This is a genomic window from Amycolatopsis sp. WAC 04169 (genome assembly GCF_003947535.1).
Lineage (GTDB): Bacteria > Actinomycetota > Actinomycetes > Mycobacteriales > Pseudonocardiaceae > Amycolatopsis > Amycolatopsis keratiniphila.
On sequence record NZ_QHJI01000007.1, the window covers coordinates 285,520 to 309,688 of the forward strand.

Below are 24,169 nucleotides of genomic sequence, written 5' to 3' on the forward strand. Positions count from 1 at the left end.
AAGTCGGCTCCACCCTGAGGAGGTCCACGCTGACCGGCATTCCCGGCGAGCTGTTGTCCATCGCGCTCCTGCTGATCGTCCTGGCCTTCGCGGTGATCCGGCCACGCGGCCTGCCGGAGGCGGTCGCCGCCGTCCCTGCCGCCGGGATCGTGCTGGCGGCTGGGGCGATCTCGCTTCCCGACGCCCTCGACGAGGTCACCAGGCTCGCGCCGGTCGTCGGCCTCATCGCCGCGGTGCTCGTCCTGGCCAAGCTGTGCGACGACGAAGGGCTGTTCCAAGCGGCGGGAACGCTCATGGCGCGGTTCAGCCGGGGGAAACCGCGACGGCTGCTGCCCGCGGTGTTCGCGGTCGCGGCGGCGGTCACCGTGGTGCTCAGCCTGGACGCCACCGTCGTGCTGCTGACCCCCGTCGTGTTCGCCACCGCCGCGCGGATGGGCGCGCGGGCCAAACCGCACGCCTACGCCTGCACGCATCTCGCGAACTCCGCCTCGCTGCTGCTGCCGGTGTCGAATCTGACCAATCTGCTCGCCGTCGCCGCGACCGGGATCTCGTTCCTGCGGTTCACCGCGCTGATGACCTTGCCCTGGCTCGCGGCGGTCCTCACCGAATACCTGGTGTTCCGCCGGTTCTTCGCCGCCGACCTGGCGGCCCGGCCGCGTGGCGGGAAGGTGGTGGCCGCCGGGAAGGTCCCGGCATTCGTCCTGGTCGTGCTCGGCCTGACGCTGGCCGGTTTCGTGATCACCTCGCTGATGGACGTCAGCCCCGCGTGGGCCGCGTTCGCCGGAGCCGCCGTCCTGGCCTGCCGCGCCCTCGCGCAGCGGCGGACCTCCCCCGCCGCGATCGTCCGCTCGGCGAGCATCCCCTTCGTCGCTTTCGTGCTCGCACTGGCGATCGTGGTCCGCGCCGTGGTCGACAACGGACTGGACGAGGCGCTCGGCCACCTGGTGCCGACGTCGACCTCGTTCCTCGCCCTGCTCGGCGCCGCCGCCGGCGCGGCCGTGCTCGCCAACCTGATCAACAACCTGCCCGCGGTGCTCGTGCTGCTGCCGCTGGCCACCGCGGGCGGGACACCGGTGGTGCTGGCGGTGCTGATCGGGGTCAACCTCGGCCCGAACCTCACCTACGTCGGCTCGCTGGCCACGCTGTTGTGGCGGCGGATCCTGCACCGGCACGACACCCGGCCCGATCTGGGCGAGTTCACCAGGCTCGGCCTGCTGACCGTTCCGGCGTCCATCGTGCTCGCCGTCGCCGGTCTGTGGCTCGGCCTCGCCCTGACTTCCACTCAGTGAGAACATGGGCGAATGCCCGGCAATCTGTCCACGCCCGGCGCCGGGGTCGTCTCGCGGGCGTTCGCGCTGCTCGGCGCCTTCGACGTCGACCATCGCGAACTGTCGCTGACCGAACTCGCGAGCCGCGCCGGCCTGCCCCTGCCCACCGCGCACCGGCTCGCCCGCGATCTCGTCGGCCTGGGCGCGCTGGAACGGCGCGAAGATCGATACGCCGTGGGCAGGCGACTGTGGGATCTCGGGCTGCTCGCGCCCGTCCAGTTCGAACTGCGGCAGGTCGCCGCTCCGTTCCTCCAGGACCTCTACGGCGCGACCGGCGCCACCGTGCATCTCGGCGAGCGCGACGGTGACCAGGTGCTCTATCTCGACCGGCTGTCCGGGAACGCTTCCGTGCCGGTCGTCAGCCGGATCGGCGGGCGGCTACCACTACATGCCACCGGGGTCGGAAAGGTCCTGCTGGCTTGGGCACCGGAGGACGTCCAGCGTCGGGTGCTCGCCTCGCTCACCCGTGTCACGCCGTACACCATCACCCAGCCCGGGCGCCTGCGCGAACAGTTGCGACGCGTCCGCCGGGAGGGCTACGCGCAGACCGTCGAGGAGATGAGCCGGGGCGCCTGCTCGGTCGCCGTCCCGATCCGGCCGTCCGGTGGGGACGTCGTCGCGGCGCTCGGTCTGGTCGTCCCGGATCTGAGCCGAGGCCGGGCGCGGCTGATCTCCGCGCTCCAGGTCGCGGCCGCCGGGATCGGCCGGAGCCTGCGGGTTTCACTGAGTGGAAGCGAAAGCTAGGCGTTCGGCGGTCACGCGACCAGACTCCGGTCATGCGCACCCCAGTCGCCATCGTCGGCGCCGGCCCGGCCGGACTCCTCCTGTCGCATCTGCTCGATCTGGCGGGGGTCGAGTCGGTGGTCGTGGAGACCCGCTCGCGTGAGTACGTCGAGGCGCGGATCCGGGCAGGCATCCTCGAACAGTCCACAGTGGACCTCCTCCGCGAGACCGGTCTCGGCGACCGGCTCGACCGCGAGGGCGACGAGCACCGCGGTATCTACCTGCAGTGGCCCGAGGAGCGGCACCATCTCGACTTCGTGGACCTGGTCGGGCGAAGCGTCACCGTCTACGGCCAGACCGAGGTGACGAAGGATCTCGGCAAGGCGCGTGCGGCGGCCGGGCAACAGATCCACTACGAGGTCACCGGCACCGCCGTGCACGACATCGAGACCGACCGGCCCTATGTCACCTTCACCGACGCGGACGCCGTACAGCAGCGCCTGGACGCCGACGCCGTCGTCGGCTGCGACGGCTCCTTCGGGCCTTGCCGCACCGCGATCCCCGACGCCGGAAAGCAGACGTGGGAGCGCACCTATCCGTACTCGTGGCTCGGCGTGCTCGCCGACGTCGCCCCGTCGACCGACGAGCTCATCTACGCGTGGCATCCCGACGGTTTCGCCATGCACTCGATGCGCTCGGCCACCGTCAGCCGGCTGTACCTGCAGGTGCCCAACGGCACCGATATCGGCACCTGGTCCGACGAGCGGATCTGGGAGGCGCTCGCCACCCGGCTCGGCCACGGCCAGGACGGCTGGACCCTCACTCCGGGGCCGATCACCGACAAGAGCGTGCTGCCCATGCGCAGTTTCGTGCAGCAGCCCATGCGGCACGGCCGCCTCTTCCTCGCCGGCGACGCCGCCCACATCGTGCCGCCCACCGGCGCCAAGGGCCTCAACCTCGCCGTCGCCGACGTCGCCCTCCTCGCCCCCGCGCTGGCCGCTTTGGTGCGGGACAAGGACTTCACGCTCGCCGACGCCTACTCCGACACCGCGCTGCGCCGGGTCTGGCGGTGTACGCATTTCTCGTGGTGGATGACGACGATGCTGCACCGCTCGGACGATCCGTTCGACCGGCAATTGCAGCTTTCGCAGCTGCAATGGCTGGCACGGAGCGAGGCGGGCCGGGCCGGGCTCGCGGAGAACTACGCGGGACTGCCCATCGGGTTCTGACCACACGCGGGGTCGTCACCGCATAGGATCCTCGACGTGGCCGGACGTCCGGCGGAGAGCTGTGGAAGGCAGGCATGTCCCCCTTATCGTTCGCGAGCGTCGAGACCATCCCCCTCGTACTGCAACTCGCGGTGGGCTTTCTCGGCCTGATCGTCTCGGTCAAAGGACGCGCCCGGGGAGTCTCCGGCCTGATGGTGGCCGCTTTCGCGGTCATGCTCGTCACGACGGTGTTGGCGATCGCGTGGCAGTTCGTGGCGTTGAACGTGCCAGACTGGAGCGAGTCCGGCGACCTTTCCATCGACTCCATCCGCTGGATCTACCTCGCGGTGGGCATGGTGTTCGACATCGCCTCGCTGCTCTCGTGGCTGCTGGTCGCGATCGCGGTCGTCAAAAGCGGTCGTTCTTCGCGGCAGCAGCAGGGCTTCGCGCCGCCTGCCGGCTACCCGACGGCCGCCCAGCCGGGCTACCCGCCCGCGCAGCCGGGCTATGCCCCGCAGGGTCAGCAGCCCACGCCTCCGGCACAGCAGCCTCCGCAGCCGCCGAGCTGACGGCTCCCGCGCTCACGACGTGACGTGAAGCCGCAGCAGGTCTTCGACTCCCTCGAGGAAGGTTTCACAGACCGGCGCTGGGTCGGTCAGGCAACCGGTGGCCATCGCGCCGTCCCGCAGCAGGACGAAGCGCCGGGCCGCGACCTCGGCCCGCGCGTTTCCCAAGTGCGCCAGCACGTCGGTGATCAACCCCGCGAACCAGTGGCGATGGGCGAGGACGGCTTGGTGCACGGGATGGGCCGGGTCCGGATACTCCGACGCGGCGTTGAGAAAGGCGCAACCGCGGAAGCCGGGTGACCGGATGCCCTCCGTGATGTTCGCGGCGATCGCCCGCAGTGTGCCGGGCGCCGGCGCCCCCTTGGCGACGATGGCGTCAAGCTGCCCACGGATCGCCTGGTCGGCTTCCTGCAGGTAGTAGACGATCAGATCGTCCTTGCCCGGGAAATGCCGGTAGAGGGTCGCGCGGGTCACCTTGGCCTCGGCGACGATCCGATCGATACCCACGGCGTGGATGCCCTCCGTGTAGAAGAGCCTCGTCGCCGTGGTGAGCAACCTCGTGCGCGCTTCGGAAGCTTGACCTTTGACCATTACGGCCATCTTACGGGATAGAACGTTCGGTCTTGACGCTGCCGCGCCGCACTGTCAGGGTCTCGGTAGACCGAACGTTCTCCTCACCACTTCAAGGAGCTCCCGTGAGCAGCCAAACCGCCACCCTCCGGCGCTTGTACTTCGTTCGTTTCGGCTTCGCCCTCGTGTGGGCGGGCCTGCTGTTCACGAGCGCGTCGAAGCTCGGGCCGGTCAGTGTCGCGCTGCTGGTGCTGTACCCGCTGTTCGACGTGGTCGCCGCCGTCATCGACCTTCGTTCGTCAAAGGACACAACAGGTCTGTACGTGAACATCGCGATCAGCGCGGTCGCCGGAATCGGCCTCGCGTTCGCCGCCGCGTCCGGCATCCCGGCGGTGCTGCGCGTGTGGGGTGCCTGGGCGGTCGTGTCCGGCCTCGTCCAGCTCGCCGTCGGCATCGGCCGCCGCGAACTGGGCGGCCAGTGGGCGATGATCGCCAGCGGGGCCATCTCGACCCTCGCCGGCACCGCTTTCGTCCTGCAAGCCACCCAGCCGGACGCGTCACTGCGCAACCTGGCCGGATACGCCGTACTCGGCGGGATCTTCTTCCTCGTCTCAGCGCTCCGCCTCGGCCGGCACACCCAGCTCAGCGTGCAAGGCTGAGACGCCGCTCCCGATGCGCGGTCATGGACACCGGCGTGTTGACCACCCCGTAGCCGCGATACCCGCCGATCCGTTGCACCACCTCGAAAAAGACCCGCGCCCCGACCAGCTCGGTGCAGAAGTGCAGGAATTCACCGTGCTCGTCACGGTCGTACAGCACCGAGTTCTCCCGCAGCTCCGCGGCGAAGGGCAGATCGAACCGCGCTTCGAGGTCGTCGTAGTAGTTCCCGGGGATCTCCAGCAGTGGCGCACCGGCCTCCCGCAGGGCACGCGCGACGGCAAGAGCGTCATCGCAAGCGAGCGCGATGTGTTGCGGCGAAGGCACTCCAGGAGCCCACTCCCCTCGCCTCACCAGCGCGCTGTCCAGCGTCAGCCGGACGTCCCCGTCACCGACCGCCCGGCTGCGCACGAGCCCGAACGGTGCCGCGAACTCCGCCACCGGTTCGGGCCGCAGGCCCAGCACCGAACGGTAGAACAGCGTCGCCTCGTCGAAACGGTCGAAAGGCTGGGTCAAGGCGATGTGGTCGATGCCGGTGATCCCCGCCCCGGACGGCGCCGCCCCGGTCGGCACGAAGTCCCGGAGCCATTCATCGCCGCCACAGAAGAAGATCTCGGTGCCGTCCGGCGCGGCGACGGCGGAAAGGTCCGCCTCGCCGGGGCCGTGCTCGCGGGGCAGCACGGGGGCGAGCAACGTTTCCGCACGCCGCGCCGAACCGGCCGGATCCGCGCTGGTCAGGCCGAGCGCGCCGATCGTGCCGTCCGCGGCGGTTTCGTTCACCAGCAGGCGCGCGGAGCCCTGTTGCCACAGCTGGACCGGTTTCGAGCGATGTGTTCCGACGTGCGCGAAGCCGAGGTCCGCGAGCACGGCCCCCGGCACGGCCAGTTCCGCGAAGGCGTGCCCGCCCAGCCGAGGCGCCTGGGGAACCTCAAGCGTGCCAACGGATTCACGCAAGGCCACCAGCGATCGCATGGCGTCGACGGCGGCGGGCCGCGGGTCCGCCTGCCGGAAGACGTCGTTGAAGACCTCCAGCGAAAGCGGGCCTCGATAGCCGGCCGCCAGCACGTGCCCGGTGAACGCGGTCAGGTCGAACGCGCCTTGCCCGGGGAAGAGCCGGTGGTGCCTGCTCCAGTGCAGCACGTCCATGTCCAGCAACGGCGCGTCGGCCAGTTGCAGGAAGAAGATCTTCTCCCCCGGGATCGTCCGGATCGCGCGGGGATCGCTGCGCCGGGACAGGATGTGGAAGCTGTCGAGACAGACGCCCAGGGCCGGGTGATCGGCCCGCCGCACGATGCGCCACGCGTGCTCGTAGGTGTTCACGAACCGGCCCCACGCGAGCGCTTCGTAGGCGACGCGGATCCCGCGTTCCCCAGCCAGTTCGGCCAATTCCCGGAGCTGGGCGGCGGCGAGATCGTCGTCGTCGACGGCATCCGGCGAGACCGAGGAACAGACCAGGACGGTGTCCGCCCCGAGTTCGGCCATGAGGTCGAACTTCCGGCGCGCCCGGCGGAGATTCGACCGGAGCAGATCCGGCGGCACCGCCTCGAAATCGCGGAACGGCTGGTAAAGGTCGATCGTGAGCCCGAGATCCGCGCAGAGCCGCCGGATCTCCGACGGCGACCTCCTCGACGCGATCAGGTCGTTCTCGAAGATCTCGACACCGTGGAAACCCGCCGCGGCGGCCGCGGCGAGTTTGTCCTCAAGCGTGCCGGAGAGGCAGACGGTCGCGATGGCGGTGTCACCGGGCATGGGCGGGTTTCCCTTCCAGCGCTTCGAAATGCCGGAGCATCCGGTCGGCGTCCGGCTCCACGCCGGTGAACAGGCGGAACGAGTCCGCCGCCTGGAACACCACCATCCCGCCGCCGTGCAGCGTCCGGCAGCCCCGCTCGCGCGCCTGCTTGAGCAGCGTGGTCTCCAGCGGCCGGTACACGATGTCGGCCACCCACATGTCCTCGCGCAGCGACTCGGCGGGAACCGGTGACCCCGGGTACGCGGCCATCCCGGTCGGCGTGGCGTGGACGAGGCCGTCGGCATCGCGGAGGTCGTCAAGGGAACCGGAAAGGGCCCGGTCGTCACCGAAACGCCGTCGCAGCGCGGAGACCAGAGTTCCGGCACGCGTGGCGTCGACGTCGTGCACGATCAGCCGCCCGGCGCCCAGGGAGAGCAGGGCGTGGGCCACCGCCGCGCCCGCTCCGCCCGCACCCAAAAGGACGACGGTGTCCATGTCGGCGTCCGGCAGCCCTTGGGTGAGGTTGCGGGCGAACCCGGTCGCGTCCGTGTTGTGCCCGGTCGCGAGCCCTTCGCGGAACACCACCGTGTTCACCGCGCCGAGCGCCGCGGCGTCGGGTGCCACCTCGTCGAGATACGGCAACACCTGTTGTTTCACCGGATGCGTGATGTTGAGCCCGTCGAAGCCCGCGATCCGGGCGGCGGCCAGCACCTCGCCGATCGGCAGCCTCAGCACGTCGAGGTCGAGGCGCCGGTAGAGATAGCGCAACCCGAGTTCGTCGGCTTCCCGTTCGTGCAGCGCCGGGCTCAGCGACGGCCCGATGCCGGTGCCGGCCAGGCCGATGAGGTAGCCGCTCACCAAGATCCTCCCTTAATGTACGAACTAGTGAGTTCACTGTAGCGCGGACCGGTCGGCACGAGAAGGGCTGCGCTACAGTGAGGCCTTCCACCAGCGGTTCGGAGGGAGTCAGGTGGCCGCACCGTCGTCCGAGGTCGAGCGCCAGCGCGACAAGGAACGCACCCGCGCCGAAATCCTCGCGGTGGCCACCAGGGAGTTCGCGGACAAGGGCTACGCCGGCGCGAGAGTGGACGAGATCGCCGCTCGCACGAGCACCACGAAGCGGATGATCTACTACTACTTCGGCGGCAAGGAGCAGCTCTACGTCGCCGCGCTCGAGCGGGCGTACGCGACCATCCGCGCGCTCGAACAGGATCTGGACGTCGACCACCTCGAACCCGAGGACGCGATCCGCCAGCTCGCCGAGCTCACCTTCGACCACCACGAGGCGAACCCGGACTTCATCCGTCTCGTGAGTATCGAGAACATCCACCACGGCGAGCACATCGCACGCTCGGAAGCCTTGTCCGGTATGGCGAATCCGGCTCTCGACGTACTCTCCCGCATCCTCGACCGCGGCCGTGAGGCCGGCCGGTTCCGCGAAGACGTCGACGCTCTCGACGTGCACATGGTGATCAGCTCGTTCTGCGTGTTCCGCCTCGCGAACCGGCACACCTTCTCCGCGATCTTCGGCCGGGACATGCTCGACCCCGCGCGCCGCGCCCACTATCGCCTGATGCTGGGCGACCTGGTGATCGAGTACCTGACCGCCTGAAATCCCGGCTCTTGACAACCGGGACACCGTCTCGCAGGCTGTATTAACTAACTAGATCGTACATTGTTGTCCGTCCCCTTGGAGCGTCGACGTGGCCTCTCCCTCCCCTGTCACGCAAGGCATGCCCCGCAAGGCCGCATCGGCCGCCTGGATCGGCAGTGCCCTGGAGTACTACGACTTCTTCATCTACGGAACCGCCGCCGCGCTGGTGTTCAACAAGGTCTTCTTCCCGGCCTCCTCCCCCGCCACCGGCACGCTCCTCGCGCTGGCGACCTTCGGCGTCGGCTATCTCGCCCGGCCGGTCGGCGCGTTCGTGCTCGGGCACGTCGGCGACCGGCTGGGCCGCAAGAAGGTCCTGGTGTTCACGCTGGTGCTGATGGGCGTGACGACGTTCCTGGTCGGCTGCCTGCCGACGTACGCCTCGGTCGGCGTGCTCGCACCGGTGCTGCTGGTGATCCTCCGCCTCCTGCAAGGACTTTCGGCCGCCGGCGAACAGGCGGGCGCCAACTCGATGTCACTGGAACACGCGCCGTCCCACCGGCGCGGCTACTACACGAGCTTCACCCTCAGCGGCACCCAGGCCGGGCAGATCCTCGCCACCGCGGTCTTCCTGCCGATCGCCGCGCTCCCGCAGGACCAGTTGCTCACCTGGGGCTGGCGGATCCCGTTCTGGTGCAGCGCCGCCGTGGTGGTCGTCGGTTTCGTGATCCGCCGCAAGATCGACGAAACCCCGGTGTTCGAACAGAACCGGTCCGACGTCGCCAAACTGCCGGTCGCCGTGCTGTTCCGGACGCACTGGAAGGACGTGCTCCGCGTCGTCGTCGCGGCCACCATCGCCTCGGTCAGCACGATCTTCACCGTGTACGCGCTGAGCTACGCGGTCAACACGATCGGGCTGGACCGCGGGCCGATCCTGTGGGTCGGCGTACTGGCCAACGTCGTAGCGCTGCTCGCGATCCCGTTCCTGGCCGGACTTTCCGACCGGGTCGGCCGCAAACCCGTGTTCATCGCCGGCTGTCTCGCCTGCGCGGCGCTGATCTTCCCGTACCTGTGGTCCATTTCGGACGGTTCGTATCCGCTGATCTTCGTCGTCGGCATCCTGCTGTTCGGCGTGGCCTACAGCGCCGTCAACGGGGTGTGGCCGTCGTTCTACGGTGAGATGTTCAGCGCCAAGGTCCGGCTTTCGGGGATGGCGATCGGCACCCAGATCGGGTTCGCGATCGCCGGATTCGCCCCGAGTGTGGTGGCCGCGATCGGCACGGGGAAGGGCGACTGGCTCGGCGTCGCCGTCTTCACCGCCGCCGTGTGCCTGATCAGCGCCGCGGCCGCCCTCACCGCGCGCGAGACGCACCACGTGCCGACCGAGGACCTCGGCGCGGACGGTCGGAACCCCGGCCGGCCTCGCGGCGGGAAGACGAACGCGGAGTCCGGCCCGGTGGCGCGCTCGATTCCCTGATGGACCGCGCTCGCCGCCCGGTTGCGGGCGGCGAGCGCGGAACTCACACCGTGACGTCGGTCGAGTCCGCTGTGGACCGGCCGCGGGATCGCAGGCCCAGCAGCAGATCGATCACCAGGAACGCCAGCAGGCTGATGCCGAGCAGCGGCACGAACCAGCCGATCGCGGCGGCCAGGACGAGGAGGCCTGCCACCAGCCAGGGCGGCGCCTTGCGCCACTGACCGCGCGGGATGGGCCGTCCGAAGGTCAGCCCGGTGGCCTTGGTCGGCCTGCGCCGCCACCACATCCGGTAGCCGAGCACGACCAGCGTGACCAGACCGGCGCCCAGCGCGAGCAGCACGAGCTGGTTGGGCCAGCCGAACAGCACGCCCATATGCGCGTCGATCCCCCAGCGGGCGAGCTTCGCCATCAGCGGGTAGTCGGCGAAGCGCACCTCGCCCAGGATCTGCCCGGTGATCCCGTCGACCGCGACGGCGTCGACCTGCGTCGGCCAGCCGCGCTCGACTTCCGCCACCTGCCAAGGAGCGCCGGGTTTCGTGGGCAGCCCGATCTCCACCGAGGCGGCGTCGATCCCGGCCGCGCGGGCGGAGGCCAGCATCGCGTCCACGCTCTCGGGTTTCGCGGGCGCCGGTGCGGCGGGGGCTTCGCCGTGACCCGCGTGTCCGGCATGCTCGTCGCCTCCGGTCACCTTCAACGCCGGGGTGGCCCAGCCGAGGGATTCACGCAACGCGGAGACGTTCTCGCCCGCGTACGCCGACCACGTCAGCCCTGTCGCGGAGAGGAACAACGCGCCGAGCAGCACCCACAGACCGACGGAACCGTGACGGCGTACCGACTTCCCGCGCGCGGACTCCGTCTTTTCGGCCCGGCGAGCCCGACGGCGGCTCACCCACAGCACGAGACCGCCGAGCGCGACCGCCCACAGCCAGGACGCGGCGAGTTCGCTGTAGAGCCGCCCTGGCTCACCGAGCAGCAGGTTGCGGTGCAACTGGTCGAGCGTGGTCCGGAACGGCAAGGCGCCGCTCGATCCGTACGCGACGAGGTCCCCGCGCACCTGCGCGGTGGCCGGATCGACGAACACCGCGCGCCGTTCGGATTCGCCGAGTCCCTCCTCGGCGAACAGTACGCGAGTCGTGTCGCCCGGCTCGGGAGCGGGCCGGACGGCGACCAGGTCGCCGCCGGGATGGGCCGCTTGAGCCGCCTTGACCTGATCCGCGAGTGAAGCCTGGCTCAGCCCCACGGGGGCGCGAAGCTGGTCTGAGTAGATCCAGGACTCCATCTGCGGCGTCGCCGCGTAGAGCACGCCGCTGAGTGCGGCGATGAGGATGAACGGTCCGACGAGAACGCCGGCGTAGAAGTGGAAGCGGAGGAACAGCCCGCGCCAGCCGGTCGCGCGCGGCGGGCTCGTGGTCGATTCGATTCGCGTTGCCATTGGGGGAACTCCTGAGGCGTCGATGGGGAGGCGTGCGCCTGCGCCGCGCGCCGGGGTGGTCACGGCACGCGTGCTGAGCCCTGCCGCGACACGGGTCTCGGCAGGGTTTCGGGGATCAGGCGGACGTCACCGGCGGGCCGCGCCGCGAGAGCACGTCCCGCAGGAGTGCCTCGGTCGCGGGGAACTCCACCGCGAGGGGGACGTGGATCCGCAGCGGCGCGGTCGCCGGCCGCGGGGTCAACCGCCGGGGAAGGACCGAAGCGATGAGCGTCGTGAGCGCGTACATGACGTGCTCGGCGCCCGCGAGCACCATCGCCACCACGAGGGTCGCGGCGGCGTGCCCGGCGGCCATGGCCAGGCCGTTGCCCGGGGATTCGGTGTGATGGGCGTGCGACTGCCAGGTCAGGAAGGTCAGGCAGGCGTGCATCGCCAGCTGCCCGCCCGCCACCAGGCCGAGGATCGCGAGCGGGCCGCGGCGGCGTCCGGCGAACGCGTACGCCACCCAGCTCAGCAGGGCGACGAGCAGCACGACGACCCCGAGATCCGGGACGCGGCCGCTGGTCCCGACGTGGGCACCGGTCGCCAAGGTGCCGGTCAGGACCCCCACGGCCCCGCCGCGGAGGCGCCGGGCCGGGCCTCGGGTCGGGGTCGGCGTGCGCACGGGAGGCAGAGTAGAGCGCGAACGGGCCCGTTGTCTCTCCTTGATATCGTCGGCCCGGTGCTCCGCAGCCTGTCGTTCCTCCGGCTCTGGACCGGGAACACCGCCTCCGGGCTGGCGACCTGGGCCCTGCCGTTCATCCTCGGATTGGCGGTGCTGCAACGGTCGCTTTCGGCTGTGGACCTCGGCATCGTGCTCGCCGCTCGGACGGCGGGATTCCTCGTGGCCGTCCCGGTGGCCGGTGTACTGGCCGACCGGCATTCCCGTCGCGGGGTCGTGCTCTGGGCAGGTCTCATCGCCGGTTTCGCCACTCCGCTGATCGCCACCGGACTGGGCCGATCGGTCCTGCTGATGGCCACCGCGGCCGCCGTCGTCGGCGTCGGGCAGGGCGCGTGCCGCCCGGCGTTCCAGGCGCTGACGGCCGAGGTGATCGCCGAAGACCGGCGCCAGCAGGCCAACGCCGCGATGACCCTCGCCGTCCGGGTCACGACTTTGGTCGCACCGGGGCTCACCGCCCTGCTCTCCCAGTTCGCCTCGACGTCGGCTCTGGTGATCGGGACCGGCGTGCTGTGGCTGGGCGCGGCGCTGATCCCGCCGCGAGGCACTTTCACGCCCGCCCCGGCCGCCGCCGGGACCCGCTTCTTCGGCGAGTTCGCCGACGGTCTCCGCGAAGCCCGCCGCCATCCGTGGTTCCTGGCCGGGCTCGGCGCGCTGACCGCCGTCGTCGCGACCGGCTATTCCGCCACCGGCGTGGTGCTGCCGCTGGTCAGCCGCGACCGCTACGACAGCGAAACGGTACTGGCCGCCGGGCTCACCGCGTACACGCTCGGCGCGCTCGCGGGCGCCGTCGTCATCGCGCGCTGGCGCCCGAAGCGGCAAGGCTGGACGGCGCTGGCGGGGCTCGGCTGCTACGGCTTCGCGCCACTGAGCCTGCTGTTCCCGGTGCACCCGGCCTTCGTCGTCGCCGCCTACGCCGTCGCCGGGCTGGGCATCGAACTGTTCAACGTCCCCTGGTTCACCGCGACCCAGCGGGAGGTCGAACCGGGGAAGCTCGCCCGAGTGTCCTCTTTGGACTTCCTGTTCTCCTACGGTCTCGCCCCCGCCGGGCTCGCGCTCATCGCGCCCGCGATCGACCGGTTCGGGGCGGCGCCGGTGCTGGCGGCGTGCGCGGTCGTCTGCTTCGCCGCTCCGGCCGCCGCCGCCCTCGTTCCTTCCTCGCGCGACTTCCGGGCGACCGCACCGATCAAGAGTGTCTAGTTCTTGCGCTCGCTTGCGGTAATGTTTCAGCCATGACGCGTCGTCTTGCCGAAGTCGCCCGCAAGGTCGGGGTCAGTGAAGCCACGGTCAGCCGGGTGCTCAACGGCCGGTCCGGGGTCTCCGCGAGCACCCGGGCCGCCGTCCTCACCGCGCTGGACGTGATGGGCTACGAACGGCCGACCCAGCTGCGCGGGGATCGTGCCCGCCTGGTCGGGCTGGTCCTTCCCGAACTGCAGAACCCCATCTTCCCCGCGCTCGCCGAGATCATGGGCAACGCGCTGGCCCAGCAGGGTTTCACCCCGGTGCTGTGCACGCGCACCGCGGGCGGCGTCTCCGAAGCGGAGTACGTCGAACTGCTGTTGCAGCAGCAGGTCTCGGGGGTCGTGTTCGCCGGCGGGCTCTACGCCCAGGCCGACGCGGTGCACTCCCACTACCACCATCTCGCCGAACGCCGCCTGCCGACGGTGCTGATCAACGCCGCCGTCGACCACCTCGGGCTGCCGCAGATCTCGTGCGACGACGCGGTCGCCGTCGAACAGGTCGTCGGGCATCTGAGCTCGCTCGGGCACGAGAAGATCGGTCTCGTCCTCGGTCCGAACGACCACGTCCCGTCCCAGCGCAAACTCGAGGCCTTCCGCGCCTACGCGGGCAAACTCGGCCTCCCGGTCCTCGACAAACTCGTCGAACACGGCATGTTCTCCATCGAAGGCGGGCACGCGGCCGCGGCCCGGCTGTACCCGCGCGGCGCGACCGCCGTCCTGTGCGCGAGCGACCTCCTGGCCCTGGGCGCGATCCGCGCGGCCCGGCGGCAGGGACTGTCGGTGCCCGAAGACATCTCGGTGGTCGGCTACGACGATTCCGCCCTGATGAACTGCACCGATCCGCCGCTCACCACCACCCGCCAGCCGATCGAGGCGATGGGCCGCGCCGTGGTCGAACTGCTGGTCAAACGCATAAACGGCGGCGAGGTGGCGGCCGAGGAACTCCTGTTCGCGCCCGAACTCGTCGTCCGGGGCTCGACCGCGCGCCGCGTTTAGCCGACTAATTGCGGGGCGTCGCGTCCCACGTACATGAAGGCCCCCTTCCTTGCGCCTAGCGCAGCGAAGGGGGCCTTCATGTACTTGAAGCACGCTCGCGACCGCGGCTGTCGCGAAGTTGCAAGTTCTCATCCAGTTATTGCGTTGATCCGAGGCTTCACTTTAGAGTGACCGCAATCACGTGACAGCCGTCGCGATCCCGAGATGAGGCTTGAAAATGAGCAGCACTTGGTCCCCCGCCGTGCGCCGCCGGATGTTCTGCCTGCTCCTTGCGGGCGGACTCACCCTGGGCGCGGCCGCCTGCGGTTCCGGCTCCGGTGAAAGCACCGGGGGCAAGGTCAAGATCACCGTGACCGGGCAGCCCCCGACCAGCCAGCCGTTCGAGCGCGGCGTGTTCGACGCCGACGTCAAGGAGTTCGAGGAGAGCCACCCGGACATCGACATCGAGCCGCACGAAGGGTTCATGGACCCGAAGACGTTCTCCGCCAAACTCGCCGGCGGGCAGCTCGAAGACGTGTACTACGTCTACTTCACCGACCCCGCGCAGATCATCGCGCGCCGCCAGGCCGCCGACATCACCGAAGCGGCCAAGGGCCTGAAGAACTTCGGCGACATCAAGCCGGAATTACTCGACAACTTCCGGGATGCCGACGGCAAGCTCTACGGCCTCCCGACGATGAACTACAGCATGGGCCTGGTCTACAGCCGCCCGCTGTTCCAGAAGGCCGGGCTCGACCCGAACAAACCGCCGCAGACCTGGGACGAGGTCCGCGCGGCCGCGAAGAAGATCACCGCGCTGGGCAACGGCACCGTCGGATACGCCGACTACAGCAAGAACAACCAGGGCGGCTGGCATCTGACCGCCTGGCTCTACTCCATGGGCAGCGAGGTCGCCCGCAAGGACGGCGACAAGTGGGTCGCCGCTTTCAACAACGACAAGGCCAAGGCCGCCCTGAACCAGTTGCGCGCCATGCGGTGGGAAGACGACAGCATGGGCAGCAAGCAGTTGCTCGAAGCCCAGGACGTCCAGCGCATGATGGGCGCCGGCCAGCTCGGCATGTACATGGCCGCCCCGGACAACGTCCCGGTGCTCGTCAAGCAGTTCAACGGCAAGTACGAGCACTACGGCGTCGCGGGCATGCCGGGCGGGCAGGGCACGCTGCTCGGCGGCGAGGGCTACATGATCAACCCCAAGGCCTCGCCGGAGAAGATCAAGGCGGGTTTGGAATGGGTCCGCTGGAAGTACCTCAACCCGGAGCGCTTCGAGAAGCACGTCCAGCAGTACGTCGACGGCAAGCAGCCGGTCGGGCTGCCGGCCGAGCCGACCCCGGACGTCTGGCAGGGCGCCGTCCGTGATCAGCAGCTCGCGGTGAAGGCCAAGCACGCCAACGTTCCCGCCGAGAACTACCAGTCCTATGTGGATGCGAGTTCGCGGATCAAGGGCAGCATCGAACCGCCCAACGCGCAGCAGGTCTACGCCATCCTCGACAGTGTGATGCAGGCGGTGCTCACCGATCGGAACGCGGATGTCGACCAGCAGCTGTCGTCGGCCGAGTCGAAGGTCAACAGTGTCCTCGCCCAGGTCAAGTAGCGTCCTCGACTGGCCCGCGACAGCGTCGTCGCGGGCCAGTCGGCCGGTCGCCTCGGCGGCCGAACGCCGCCGGAACCGGGTGCGCCGCAAGCTCAAGGAGAACGTCACCGCGTACGGCCTGCTGTGCGCCGCGCTGGTGGTGTTCGCCCTGTTCTCGTGGTATCCGATCGTGCGCGGGGTACTGCTGAGCTTCCAGCAGGTCGACTTCGTCAACCCGCCGACGTGGGTCGGGTTCGACAATTTCACCCGCCTCTTCGAAGACCCGCTGTTCGGCATCGCCTGGCGCAACACGCTGTGGTTCACCGGGCTGGCGCTGGTGTTCGGGTTCGTGGTGCCGTTCCTGACCGCGGTGCTGCTCAACGAACTGCGGCACGCCAAGGCGTTCTTCCGGCTGGCGGTCTACCTGCCGGTGATGCTGCCGCCGGTGGTCACCGCCCTGATGTGGAAATGGTTCTACGACCCGGGCGCCGGCCTGTTCAACTCCGCGCTCGGCACCGTCGGCCTGCCCGGCGGCCAGTGGCTGGACTCGAGCGACACGTCGATGCTGTCGCTGGTGTTCGTGTCGACGTGGGCGAACATGGGCAGCACCACGCTGATCTACCTCGCCGCGCTCGGCACCATCCCCGGCGAGCTCTACGAAGCCGCGGAACTGGACGGCGCGGGGCTGTGGAAACGCCTGATCCATGTCACCCTGCCGCAGACGAGGTTCGTGTTGCTGGTGCTTCTGCTGCTGCAGGTGGTCGCGACCATGCAGGTGTTCACCGAGCCGTACGTGATGACCGGCGGCGGACCGGACGACTCCACCGTCACCGTGCTCCTGCTGCTGTACCGCTATGCCTTCGTCTACAACGACTTCGGCTCGGCCAGCGCGTTGAGCCTGCTGTTGTTCGTCGCGCTCGGGGTGTTCTCCGCGTTGTACGTGCGCCTGACCCGGAAGGCGGACGAGTCATGAGGACGCTCGTCTCCCCCAGCACGCTCCGCAGCCCCGGCGGCAAGATCGGGTACGCCGTGATCTTCGCCTGCACGCTGCTCCTGTTCGTCATCGCGTTCCTGTTCCCGCTGTACTGGGCGGTGACCGGTGCGATGAAGTCGCCCCAGGAGCTGGCGCAGACGCCTGCGACATTCTTTCCGAACGAGTGGCATCCGGAGACCTTCGCCGACGCGTGGGATCAGCTCAGCCTCGGCAAGTACTTCCTCAACACCGTCATCGTCGCCGGCGGCGCCTGGCTGGCCCAGCTGGCCATCGACGTTCCCGCGGCGTTCGCATTGTCGAAGCTGCGGCCGAAATTCGGCAACGTCGTGCTCGGGCTGATGCTCGCGACGTTGATGCTGCCCGCCGCTGCCCTGCTGGTGCCGACCTACGTGACGATCGCCGACCTGCCGTTGCTGGACATCAACCTGATCAACTCTCCGGCGGCGGTCTGGCTGCCCGCCGCCGCGAACGCGTTCAACATCTATCTGCTGAAACGGTTCTTCGACCAGATCCCCGACGAGCTGATCGAAGCCGCGCGGCTCGACGGCGCGGGACCGGTGCGCACCCTGTGGCGCATCATCCTGCCGATCTCCCGGCCGATCCTGGCCGTGGTCTCGATCCTCGCGGTGGTGGCCGCGTGGAAGGACTTCATCTGGCCACTGCTGGTGTTCCCGGACACCGAAAAGCAGACGCTGTCGGTGATGCTGCAGCGCGTGGCCATCGACATGCCGCTGAACGTGCTCGTCGCGGGCATGGTGCTGGCCAGCCTGCCGATGGTGGCGCTGTTCCTGGCGTTCCAGCGGCATATCCTCGCCGGGCTCACCGCCGGCAGCCTCAAAGGCTGACTCTCGCCGCATCCGGGGTTTCCACAAACGATTGGGAGGGCATTTCGTGACCGCATCAGGGCAGTCCGCCGGATGGTGGCGGAGCGCGGCGATCTACCAGGTCTACCTCCGCAGTTTCGCGGACGGGAACGGCGACGGCGTCGGCGGTCTCGCCGGTGTCCGCGCGCGGCTGGACTACCTGGCCGAACTGGGGATCGACGCGATCTGGTTCACCCCGTGGTATCCGTCGCCGATGGACGACGGCGGCTACGACGTCGCCGACTTCCGGGAGATCGACCCGCTCTTCGGCACGCTCGCCGAAGCGGAGGACCTCATCGCCGCGGCCCACGCCAAGGGGATCCGCGTGATCATCGACATCGTGCCGAACCACTGTTCCGACGAGCACCGCTGGTTCGCCGAAGCACTCGCCGCCGAGCCGGGATCGCCCGAACGGCAACGGTTCTGGTTCCGGCCGGGCCGCGGGCCGGCCGGCTCCGAGCCGCCGAACAACTGGAAGTCGCGCTTCGGCGGCTCCGCCTGGACGCGGGTCCCGGACGGCGAGTGGTACCTGCACCTGTACAGCTCGCGCCAGCCGGACTTCAACTGGGACAACCAGGAGATCCGCGCCGATTTCGAAGACGTGCTGCGGTTCTGGTTCGACCGCGGGGTCGACGGGTTCCGCATCGACGTCGCCGACGGGCTGGTGAAGGACCCCCGGCTGCCCGACGTCGATCCCGGCGACGAGACGCCGTTCTCCGATCAGGAGGGGCTGCACGAGATCTACCGGTCGTGGCGCAAGATCGCGGACAGCTACCCCGGCGACCGGGTGCTGGTCGGCGAGATGTGGCTGCCGGACATGTCGCGGGCCGCGCGCTACCTTCGCCGCGACGAACTGCACGCGGCGTTCAACTTCGATTTCCTGGTGTGTCTTTGGGATTTCGCCCGGTTCAGAGATGTCATCGGGCGGACGCTGGCGGCGCACGAGGAGGTCGGCGCGCCCGCGGCGTGGGTGCTGTCGAACCACGACGTCACCCGGCACGTGACCCGGTACGGCCGCGAGGGCGACACCGGTTTCGCGTTCGCGGACCGGCTGCACGGCACTCCGGTGGATCGGGGGCTCGGGACCCGCCGGGCACGGGCGGCGGCGTTGCTGACCATGGCACTGCCCGGTGGTCTCTATGTCTACCAAGGGGAAGAGCTCGGCCTGTGGGAGATCGAGGACATCCCGGGCGAACTCCGGCAGGACCCGGTGTGGGCCCGGACGAACGGCGCCGACCCCGGCCGGGACGGCTGCCGCGTCCCGCTCCCCTGGTCCGGTGACGCGCCGCCGTTCGGATTCGGCACGGGCGGAGCGTGGCTGCCCCAGCCTGGGGAATGGCGCTCCAGCACGGCGGAGGCGCAGGCGGCCGAACCGGCGTCGATGCTCCGGCTCTACCGCTCCGGTCTGCGCCTGCGGGACGAACTTCCCGCGCTCGGCGCCGGTGGCCTGGAGTGGCTGGAACTGGGCGACGGCGTGCTCGCGTTCACCCGGGAGCCGGGCTTCACCTTCGTGCTGAACTTCTCGGACAAGCCCGTGCCGCTGCCGCCGCATCGCGAGGTGCTCATGGTCAGTGGCCCGGTCGACGGAGAACTCCCGACGGATACGGCGGTGTGGCTGCTCACCTAATCACCGGCCGGTCGTGACCCGGCTGATCCGGCCGCGCATCCGGGCGCGGCCCGCCGGGTCACGCCACCGGAGGTGCCTGTCGAGCACCTCGCGGAGCACACCGCCGAGGACGAGGCCGTGGGTGGCGGTCTCGACGCAAGGGTGGTCGCGGAGCCAGTCGAACAGCTCCGAAGACCGCCCTCCCGGCAGCACGGACCGAAGGAGGTCTTCGGTGGTGTGGTCCGCTTGCGCGCATACGTACAACGCCCAGCGATGCGCCTCCGTCGGCGGATCACCGGCCAGGTGGGCGTACACGGTGTCCACCACGTAGCGCGCCGCGTCCGCTTGCGGTGACCTGCTGACTTCGGCGGCCAGGGAGAGTGCGAACGGGTTGCCCGCCGCGAAGTCCACAATGGACTTCCGATGATCCGGGTCGACGCCGCGTGCTTCGAGTAGTGCGGCGGACTCGTCGTCGCTCAAGGGTTCGAGCTTCCGGATCGTGATCCGGCCCGACCACGCCGGATCGACCAGCAGCGTGGCGTCCGGACCGGTGCGGCCCGCGATCACGGCCGTGACGTCTCCGGGCAGGCGGCGCAGAGTCTCCGCCGGATCGTCGAGCCCGTCGAACAGCCGCACGGGTTTGCCCATGGCCGCCGCGTCGTCGGCGAACTTCCGGATCAGGGTCGACTTCCCGATCCCGGGGGCGCCGGTGAGGAACAGCACCCCACCTCTCGCGAGCAGCCGCCGGAACTCCGCGCGTTCGCGTTCACGTCCGACGAACAGCGGGTCCGGTCCACGGAGTGTGGGCGTCCGCTCGTCCTCGGCACGAAGCACCTTCTGGTGCAGCGCCCGCAGTTTCGGCCCAGGCCGGACGCCGAGTTCCGCGTCGAACAGGTCGTGGATCGCGCGATAGAGCTCCAAGGCCTCGGCACGGCGCCCGCCGCGATGGAGGGCGAGGAGATAGATCTCGTACAGCGGTTCTTCGAGGCGATTGCGCTCGATCAGCGCGGGCACCTCGGCCACCACCTCGTCGTGCTCCCCGAGTTCGAGGCGCAGCCTGAGCAGCTCCTGGGTGGCGGTCAGCTTCAGCCGCTCCAGGCGCGAACGCTCGTGTTCGGCCGCTTCGCCGGGGACGCCGGCCAATGCCGTTCCGGTCCACAGTCCGAGCGCCCGTTCCAGCAGCTTCGCCGCCGTCTCCACGGAACGCGCCTGACGCGCGCTTTCGATCAGCCCGGCGAACTCGACCGCGTCGACCTCGAAGCGATCGGGATCCAGCCGGTAGCCGCCGGACCGCGAGACGATCGCCGATCCCAGTCCCTGCAAGGAGAGCAGCCGCCGGAGGCGGGAGATGTAGGTCCGGATCACCGCCTCGCCGGTCGCGGGCGCCCGCTCGCCCCAGAGCCCGTCGATCAGCTCGCCGGTCCGGACGAAACTGCCCGCGTTGGCCAGCAGCAACATCAACACCGCCTGCTGTTGGGGCGAACCGAGGTCCAGCCGGGTGCCGCCGCTGGTGAACCCCGGCGGGCCGAGGACGGTGAAACGGCACCGGACTTCCTGCGGCAGAGGGGACATGCGCGGAAAGGTAGGCGGGTCCCGGCCGCGGCGGCGACCGTCGGACGACGTCGTCGGCGTACGTCATCCACCGATGACGTACAGGAATGACGTCATCCGACGGTCGCCGAGGTCAGGGGCGGATTCCTACGGTTGCGGCATGTCTGAAACCACGTACACCGCCGTCGCCACTTCGACCGCGGAAGGCCGCAACGGCGGCCGCGCGACCTCCGACGACGGCGTGCTCGACGTCGGCCTCGCCGTCCCGAAGGCCTTCGGCGGCTCCGGCGACGGCACAAACCCCGAGCAGCTTTTCGCCGCGGGCTGGGCGTCCTGCTTCGTCGGCGCCGTCCGCCGCGTCGCGGGCGTCAAGAAGGTGAAGCTGGAAGACCTCGCTGTCGTCGCCGAGGTGACGCTGCACCACGACACCGACGCGGGCGAGTTCCACCTGAGCGCCGCGCTGCACCTGGAGGCCACCGGCATCGACCAGGCCACGGCCGACGAACTGGTGCAGGGCGCGCACCAGGTGTGCCCGTACTCCAAGGCGACGCGCGGGAACGTCGAGGTCACGCTGGACGCCACCGTCGCGTGAGCCGCGGTCCCCGGATGTCATGAAAGGGCCGTTCAGGACACTTTTCGTCCTGAACGGCCCTTTCATGACACGACGCCCTTGAGCTCCGCCCGCGAACTCACCCCCAGCTTCGGGAAGATCCGGTGCAGATGCGTGCCGACCGTCCGGTGCGAGAGGTAGAGCCGCTGCCCGATCTCCCGGTTCGTCAGGCCTTCGGCGGCCAGTTGCACGATGCTCAGCTCGTGCGGGGTCAGCTTCTCCCGCGCGTCGGGCCCGCGGTTGGGGCTCGACTCCCCCGCGCTCCGCAGTTCGCGGCGCGCCCGCTCGGCCCACGCGGTCATGCCGAGCGCGTCGAACGTCTCCCGCGCGGTGCGCAGATGTGCCCGCGAGTCCACGGCCCGCCGTTGCCGCCGCAGCCATTCGCCGTAGGCCAGGTGCAGCCGCCCGCGTTCGGCGGGCCAGCCGTCGAGCTCTGCCCGCAGCGCGGTCTCGAACAGTTCGTCGCTCGGTTCGAGCACGGCGCGGGCGTACCGCAAGCCGATGTGCAGAGCGGGCGCCGGGGTCGTCACGGCGAGCCGCTCCATCTCCGCGACGATCTCGCGCAGGGCCTCGACCTGCCCCGCCCGGACCGCGACCTCGGTGAGTTCCGCGATGAAATAGACGCGCAGCGCGAGCTGGAAGGCGGGATCGGCGGGGTCGAAGAGACGCCGCAGGTCGGCGAACGCGTCGTCGAACCGGCCTTCGCTCGACGCGGCGATGCCTCTGGCGAGCTGCACGGTGGCCAGTACCGGCCGGGCCCCGGCGGCGAGCGCGGTCCGTTCGGCCTCGTCGGCCAGCGTCTTGGCCAGTTTGTGCTCACCCCGCAGCGCGGCGATCTCGGCCTGGACCGCGGTGGCGAACCCGTACATGAACGGCTGCCCGGTCTCCTTGGCGAATTTGGCCGCCTCCGCCGCGACCGGCACCGCGCCGGCGAGGTCACCGAGCCGGACCCGGCTCCACGCCTGGACGGCCAAAGCACGCGGCAACAGCCCGAGCCTGCCCTGCGCCCGCAGCCCCGGCGCCGCGGCCGCGGAGAACCGGGCCGCCAGATCGACCGCGCCGACCTGCAGTGACGCGCTGCCGAGGAAGCGGTCGACCTCGGGGTCGGCACCGGTGGCGGCGGCGAGTCCGCGCAGCTCGCCGAGCACGAATTCGGCCCGGTCGAACGGCGCCACGTAGGCGGCGACGGCGACCAGCCTCGGGTCGGAGTCCTCCACCGGCAGCCGGTCCGCGACGGCCAGCAGCGTTCCCCGGGTGTCCGCACCGGGTTCGGCCCAGAAACACCGCATGGCCGCGCCCCACAGGACGCGCATCGCCGGATCCGGGTGCCCGTCCTGCGCGATCGACTCGGCCAGCCGTGCCAGTTCCGCGATCCGTGAGAGGTCCTCGCGGGCGCCGTCCTCGAACCCGCTGAGCAGCCAGCTCGCCGTCGCTCGTTGCCGCGACGTGAGCTCTCCCGCGCGTGCGTCGCGGACGAGCCGTTCCGCCGTCTCACGATCACCGGATTCGACGGCCAGCTCGGCCGCGCGCAGCAACCGGTCCGCCCGGCGCTCCGGATCGAGGCTCAGCGACGCCGCCTGCTCCAACGCGGCGACGGCGGCCGTCACACCACCGCGATGCCGCGCGCGATCGGCGGCGTTCTCCAGTTCCCGTGCCACGTTCTCATCGGCTCCGGTCGCGGCCGCCGCCCAGTGCCAGGCCGCGCGATCCGGCCGGCCGCGGAAGATCTCGGCGAGGCTCATGTGCGCGCGTCGCCGTTCCTCGGCCGGCACCGAAGCGGGAATGGCCGAACGCATCAACGGATGCCGGAACGAGACCGTCCTGGCTTCGAGGTCGATCAGCCGGGCCTCCGCGGCGGGTGCCAGCGCCGAGGGCTCGACATCTTCACCCAGCAACGTCGACGCCGCCGCGAGGGTGTCGGCGAGCGAACCGGTCTCGTTGAGCGCGGCGACCAGCAAGGTCGTGCGCGCCGGTTCCGGCAGGGCGGTGAACCGGGCCCCGAACGTGCGCTCGAGCCGCTCGGTCAGGGGCAGCACGGGATCCGAAGTGCCGGTCATGGCCGACGGCAACTCGGTCAGGGCCAGCGGATTGCCCGCGGCTTCGGCGAGGATCCGGGAGCGGACCGGCGAGGTGATCCCGGGGGCGACGGAGTCGAGCAGCTCGGCGGCCACTTCCTCGGGGAGCCGTTCCAGGTCCATTGAGGACAGTCCCGCGTCGCGCAGCGGCGACGGCTCCCCGTCCCGCAGGGTCGCGATCAGGACGATCGGTTCCGTCTCGATCCGCCTGGCCACGAACGCGAGCACGTCGGCGCTCTCGCGGTCCATCCAGTGGACGTCTTCGGCGACGATCAGCAACGGTTTGGCCGACGCCTCCTCCGAAAGCAGCGTCAGCGCGGCGAGCCCGACCAGGTACGCGTTCGGCTCCGTCCCTTCGGCCAGCCCGAGCGCCGCCCACAGCGCGGAACGCTGCGGCGCGGGCAGCAGGTCGGCGCCCGCGCGGACCGGATGGAGCAGCTGATGCAGCGCGGCGTAGGCGAAGTTGCGTTCGGCCTCGGCGCCGGTCGCCCGCAGCACCCGCAGGCCGCCGAGCGTCGCCGCGGCCACGGCTTCCGCGACGAGCGCGGACTTCCCGACGCCCGGTTCGCCCTGGACGAGCACGCCGCCACAGCCGGCGGCGGGACCGTCGACGAGTTCGGTCAGGTCCTTCAGCTCGGCTTCCCGTCCGAAAAGCGGCATGGTGCGG

21 protein-coding genes are annotated in these 24,169 nt (G+C 70.2%); 14 read left to right on the top strand and 7 right to left on the bottom strand.

Annotation, left to right across the window (positions count from 1 at the left end):
- Positions 1–50 precede the first annotated feature (50 nt).
- From DMC61_RS20625 to DMC61_RS20640, 4 genes are all read left to right on the top strand, one after another.
- Positions 51–1,289 (top strand): ArsB/NhaD family transporter, encoded by a 1,239-nt coding sequence (locus DMC61_RS20625; protein WP_125690674.1) that lies wholly within the window; start codon positions 51–53, stop codon positions 1,287–1,289.
- A 12-nt stretch (positions 1,290–1,301) separates the two neighbouring features.
- Positions 1,302–2,072, top strand: coding sequence for an IclR family transcriptional regulator (locus DMC61_RS20630; protein WP_125690675.1), 771 nt, complete (start codon positions 1,302–1,304; stop codon positions 2,070–2,072).
- Positions 2,073–2,104: 32 nt separating this feature from the next.
- On the top strand, positions 2,105–3,280 hold the full coding sequence (locus DMC61_RS20635) for a 4-hydroxybenzoate 3-monooxygenase (RefSeq protein ID WP_125690676.1): 1,176 nt from the start codon (positions 2,105–2,107) through the stop codon (positions 3,278–3,280).
- 74 nt (positions 3,281–3,354) lie between these two features.
- Positions 3,355–3,828, top strand: a complete 474-nt coding sequence (locus tag DMC61_RS20640; protein ID WP_125690677.1) for a hypothetical protein — start codon at positions 3,355–3,357, stop codon at positions 3,826–3,828.
- A 12-nt stretch (positions 3,829–3,840) separates the two neighbouring features.
- Here DMC61_RS20640 and DMC61_RS20645 read toward each other — a convergent pair whose 3' ends face one another.
- Positions 3,841–4,416, bottom strand: coding sequence for a TetR/AcrR family transcriptional regulator (locus DMC61_RS20645; RefSeq protein WP_125690678.1), 576 nt, complete (start codon positions 4,414–4,416; stop codon positions 3,841–3,843).
- 104 nt (positions 4,417–4,520) lie between these two features.
- Here DMC61_RS20645 and DMC61_RS20650 point away from each other — a divergent pair, with 104 nt between their 5' ends.
- Positions 4,521–5,054 (top strand): hypothetical protein, encoded by a 534-nt coding sequence (locus DMC61_RS20650; RefSeq protein WP_125690679.1) that lies wholly within the window; start codon positions 4,521–4,523, stop codon positions 5,052–5,054.
- On the opposite strand, the gene DMC61_RS20655 is transcribed toward DMC61_RS20650, so the two are convergent.
- Both DMC61_RS20655 and DMC61_RS20660 read right to left on the bottom strand, forming a co-directional pair.
- Positions 5,038–6,801: a bifunctional sugar phosphate isomerase/epimerase/4-hydroxyphenylpyruvate dioxygenase family protein gene (locus DMC61_RS20655; protein WP_125690680.1), complete on the bottom strand. Its 1,764-nt coding sequence runs from the start codon at positions 6,799–6,801 to the stop codon at positions 5,038–5,040. The two genes, DMC61_RS20650 and DMC61_RS20655, sit on opposite strands and share 17 nt — an antisense overlap.
- On the bottom strand, positions 6,791–7,639 hold the full coding sequence (locus DMC61_RS20660; RefSeq protein WP_125690681.1) for a shikimate dehydrogenase: 849 nt from the start codon (positions 7,637–7,639) through the stop codon (positions 6,791–6,793). Before DMC61_RS20660 ends, DMC61_RS20655 begins: the two co-directional genes overlap by 11 nt.
- Positions 7,640–7,751: 112 nt before the next feature.
- Here DMC61_RS20660 and DMC61_RS20665 point away from each other — a divergent pair, with 112 nt between their 5' ends.
- Together DMC61_RS20665 and DMC61_RS20670 are read left to right on the top strand one after the other, a co-directional pair.
- Positions 7,752–8,393, top strand: a complete 642-nt coding sequence (locus tag DMC61_RS20665; RefSeq protein WP_016333863.1) for a TetR/AcrR family transcriptional regulator — start codon at positions 7,752–7,754, stop codon at positions 8,391–8,393.
- Positions 8,394–8,514: 121 nt separating this feature from the next.
- The gene (locus DMC61_RS20670) at positions 8,515–9,849 is read left to right on the top strand and encodes an MFS transporter (protein ID WP_125690960.1); all 1,335 of its coding nucleotides are present in this window, start codon (positions 8,515–8,517) and stop codon (positions 9,847–9,849) included.
- 43 nt (positions 9,850–9,892) lie between these two features.
- On the opposite strand, the gene DMC61_RS20675 is transcribed toward DMC61_RS20670, so the two are convergent.
- Positions 9,893–11,281 carry a PepSY domain-containing protein gene (locus tag DMC61_RS20675; RefSeq protein ID WP_125690682.1) on the bottom strand — a complete coding sequence of 463 codons (1,389 nt, stop codon included), beginning with the start codon at positions 11,279–11,281 and terminating at the stop codon, positions 9,893–9,895.
- Positions 11,282–11,396: 115 nt separating this feature from the next.
- A complete protein-coding gene (locus tag DMC61_RS20680; RefSeq protein WP_228688372.1) occupies positions 11,397–11,942 on the bottom strand; it encodes a hypothetical protein in 546 nt (181 codons plus the stop codon).
- Positions 11,943–11,999: 57 nt separating this feature from the next.
- Between DMC61_RS20680 and DMC61_RS20685 the strand changes: the two genes are divergently transcribed.
- From DMC61_RS20685 to DMC61_RS20710, 6 genes are all read left to right on the top strand, one after another.
- Positions 12,000–13,196: an MFS transporter gene (locus DMC61_RS20685; RefSeq protein ID WP_125690683.1), complete on the top strand. Its 1,197-nt coding sequence runs from the start codon at positions 12,000–12,002 to the stop codon at positions 13,194–13,196.
- Positions 13,197–13,228: 32 nt separating this feature from the next.
- A complete protein-coding gene (locus DMC61_RS20690; RefSeq protein ID WP_125690684.1) occupies positions 13,229–14,233 on the top strand; it encodes a LacI family DNA-binding transcriptional regulator in 1,005 nt (334 codons plus the stop codon).
- A gap of 217 nt (positions 14,234–14,450) precedes the next feature.
- Positions 14,451–15,824 carry an ABC transporter substrate-binding protein gene (locus DMC61_RS20695; RefSeq protein WP_125690685.1) on the top strand — a complete coding sequence of 458 codons (1,374 nt, stop codon included), beginning with the start codon at positions 14,451–14,453 and terminating at the stop codon, positions 15,822–15,824.
- Positions 15,802–16,776: a carbohydrate ABC transporter permease gene (locus tag DMC61_RS20700; protein ID WP_125690686.1), complete on the top strand. Its 975-nt coding sequence runs from the start codon at positions 15,802–15,804 to the stop codon at positions 16,774–16,776. Before DMC61_RS20695 ends, DMC61_RS20700 begins: the two co-directional genes overlap by 23 nt.
- Entirely contained in the window at positions 16,773–17,642 is an 870-nt protein-coding gene (locus DMC61_RS20705) for a carbohydrate ABC transporter permease (protein WP_125690687.1), read from the top strand. Before DMC61_RS20700 ends, DMC61_RS20705 begins: the two co-directional genes overlap by 4 nt.
- Before the next feature lie 46 nt (positions 17,643–17,688).
- On the top strand, positions 17,689–19,287 hold the full coding sequence (locus DMC61_RS20710; protein ID WP_125690688.1) for a glycoside hydrolase family 13 protein: 1,599 nt from the start codon (positions 17,689–17,691) through the stop codon (positions 19,285–19,287).
- Here the strand turns inward: DMC61_RS20710 and DMC61_RS20715 are convergent, their stop codons facing one another.
- Positions 19,288–20,838 (bottom strand): BTAD domain-containing putative transcriptional regulator, encoded by a 1,551-nt coding sequence (locus DMC61_RS20715; protein WP_125690689.1) that lies wholly within the window; start codon positions 20,836–20,838, stop codon positions 19,288–19,290. It abuts the gene before it with no gap.
- A 139-nt stretch (positions 20,839–20,977) separates the two neighbouring features.
- On the opposite strand from DMC61_RS20715, the gene DMC61_RS20720 reads away from it, so the two are divergent.
- Complete coding sequence (locus DMC61_RS20720; RefSeq protein WP_037336829.1) at positions 20,978–21,409, top strand: organic hydroperoxide resistance protein; 432 nt, start codon at positions 20,978–20,980, stop codon at positions 21,407–21,409.
- A 62-nt stretch (positions 21,410–21,471) separates the two neighbouring features.
- On the opposite strand, the gene DMC61_RS20725 is transcribed toward DMC61_RS20720, so the two are convergent.
- On the bottom strand, positions 21,472–24,162 hold the full coding sequence (locus DMC61_RS20725) for a LuxR family transcriptional regulator (RefSeq protein WP_125690690.1): 2,691 nt from the start codon (positions 24,160–24,162) through the stop codon (positions 21,472–21,474).
- Between the last annotated feature and the right edge of the window lie 7 nt (positions 24,163–24,169).

Coding starts and splice junctions, on each gene's coding strand:
- DMC61_RS20695 (WP_125690685.1), top strand. CDS start 14,451: ATGAGCAGCACTTGGTCCCCCGCCGTGCGCCGCCGGATGTTCTGCCTG.
- DMC61_RS20640 (WP_125690677.1), top strand. CDS start 3,355: ATGTCCCCCTTATCGTTCGCGAGCGTCGAGACCATCCCCCTCGTACTG.
- DMC61_RS20655 (WP_125690680.1), bottom strand. CDS start 6,801: ATGCCCGGTGACACCGCCATCGCGACCGTCTGCCTCTCCGGCACGCTT.
- DMC61_RS20690 (WP_125690684.1), top strand. CDS start 13,229: ATGACGCGTCGTCTTGCCGAAGTCGCCCGCAAGGTCGGGGTCAGTGAA.
- DMC61_RS20630 (WP_125690675.1), top strand. CDS start 1,302: ATGCCCGGCAATCTGTCCACGCCCGGCGCCGGGGTCGTCTCGCGGGCG.
- DMC61_RS20720 (WP_037336829.1), top strand. CDS start 20,978: ATGTCTGAAACCACGTACACCGCCGTCGCCACTTCGACCGCGGAAGGC.
- DMC61_RS20715 (WP_125690689.1), bottom strand. CDS start 20,838: ATGTCCCCTCTGCCGCAGGAAGTCCGGTGCCGTTTCACCGTCCTCGGC.
- DMC61_RS20670 (WP_125690960.1), top strand. CDS start 8,515: ATGCCCCGCAAGGCCGCATCGGCCGCCTGGATCGGCAGTGCCCTGGAG.
- DMC61_RS20675 (WP_125690682.1), bottom strand. CDS start 11,281: ATGGCAACGCGAATCGAATCGACCACGAGCCCGCCGCGCGCGACCGGC.
- DMC61_RS20645 (WP_125690678.1), bottom strand. CDS start 4,416: ATGGTCAAAGGTCAAGCTTCCGAAGCGCGCACGAGGTTGCTCACCACG.
- DMC61_RS20705 (WP_125690687.1), top strand. CDS start 16,773: ATGAGGACGCTCGTCTCCCCCAGCACGCTCCGCAGCCCCGGCGGCAAG.
- DMC61_RS20725 (WP_125690690.1), bottom strand. CDS start 24,162: ATGCCGCTTTTCGGACGGGAAGCCGAGCTGAAGGACCTGACCGAACTC.
- DMC61_RS20635 (WP_125690676.1), top strand. CDS start 2,105: ATGCGCACCCCAGTCGCCATCGTCGGCGCCGGCCCGGCCGGACTCCTC.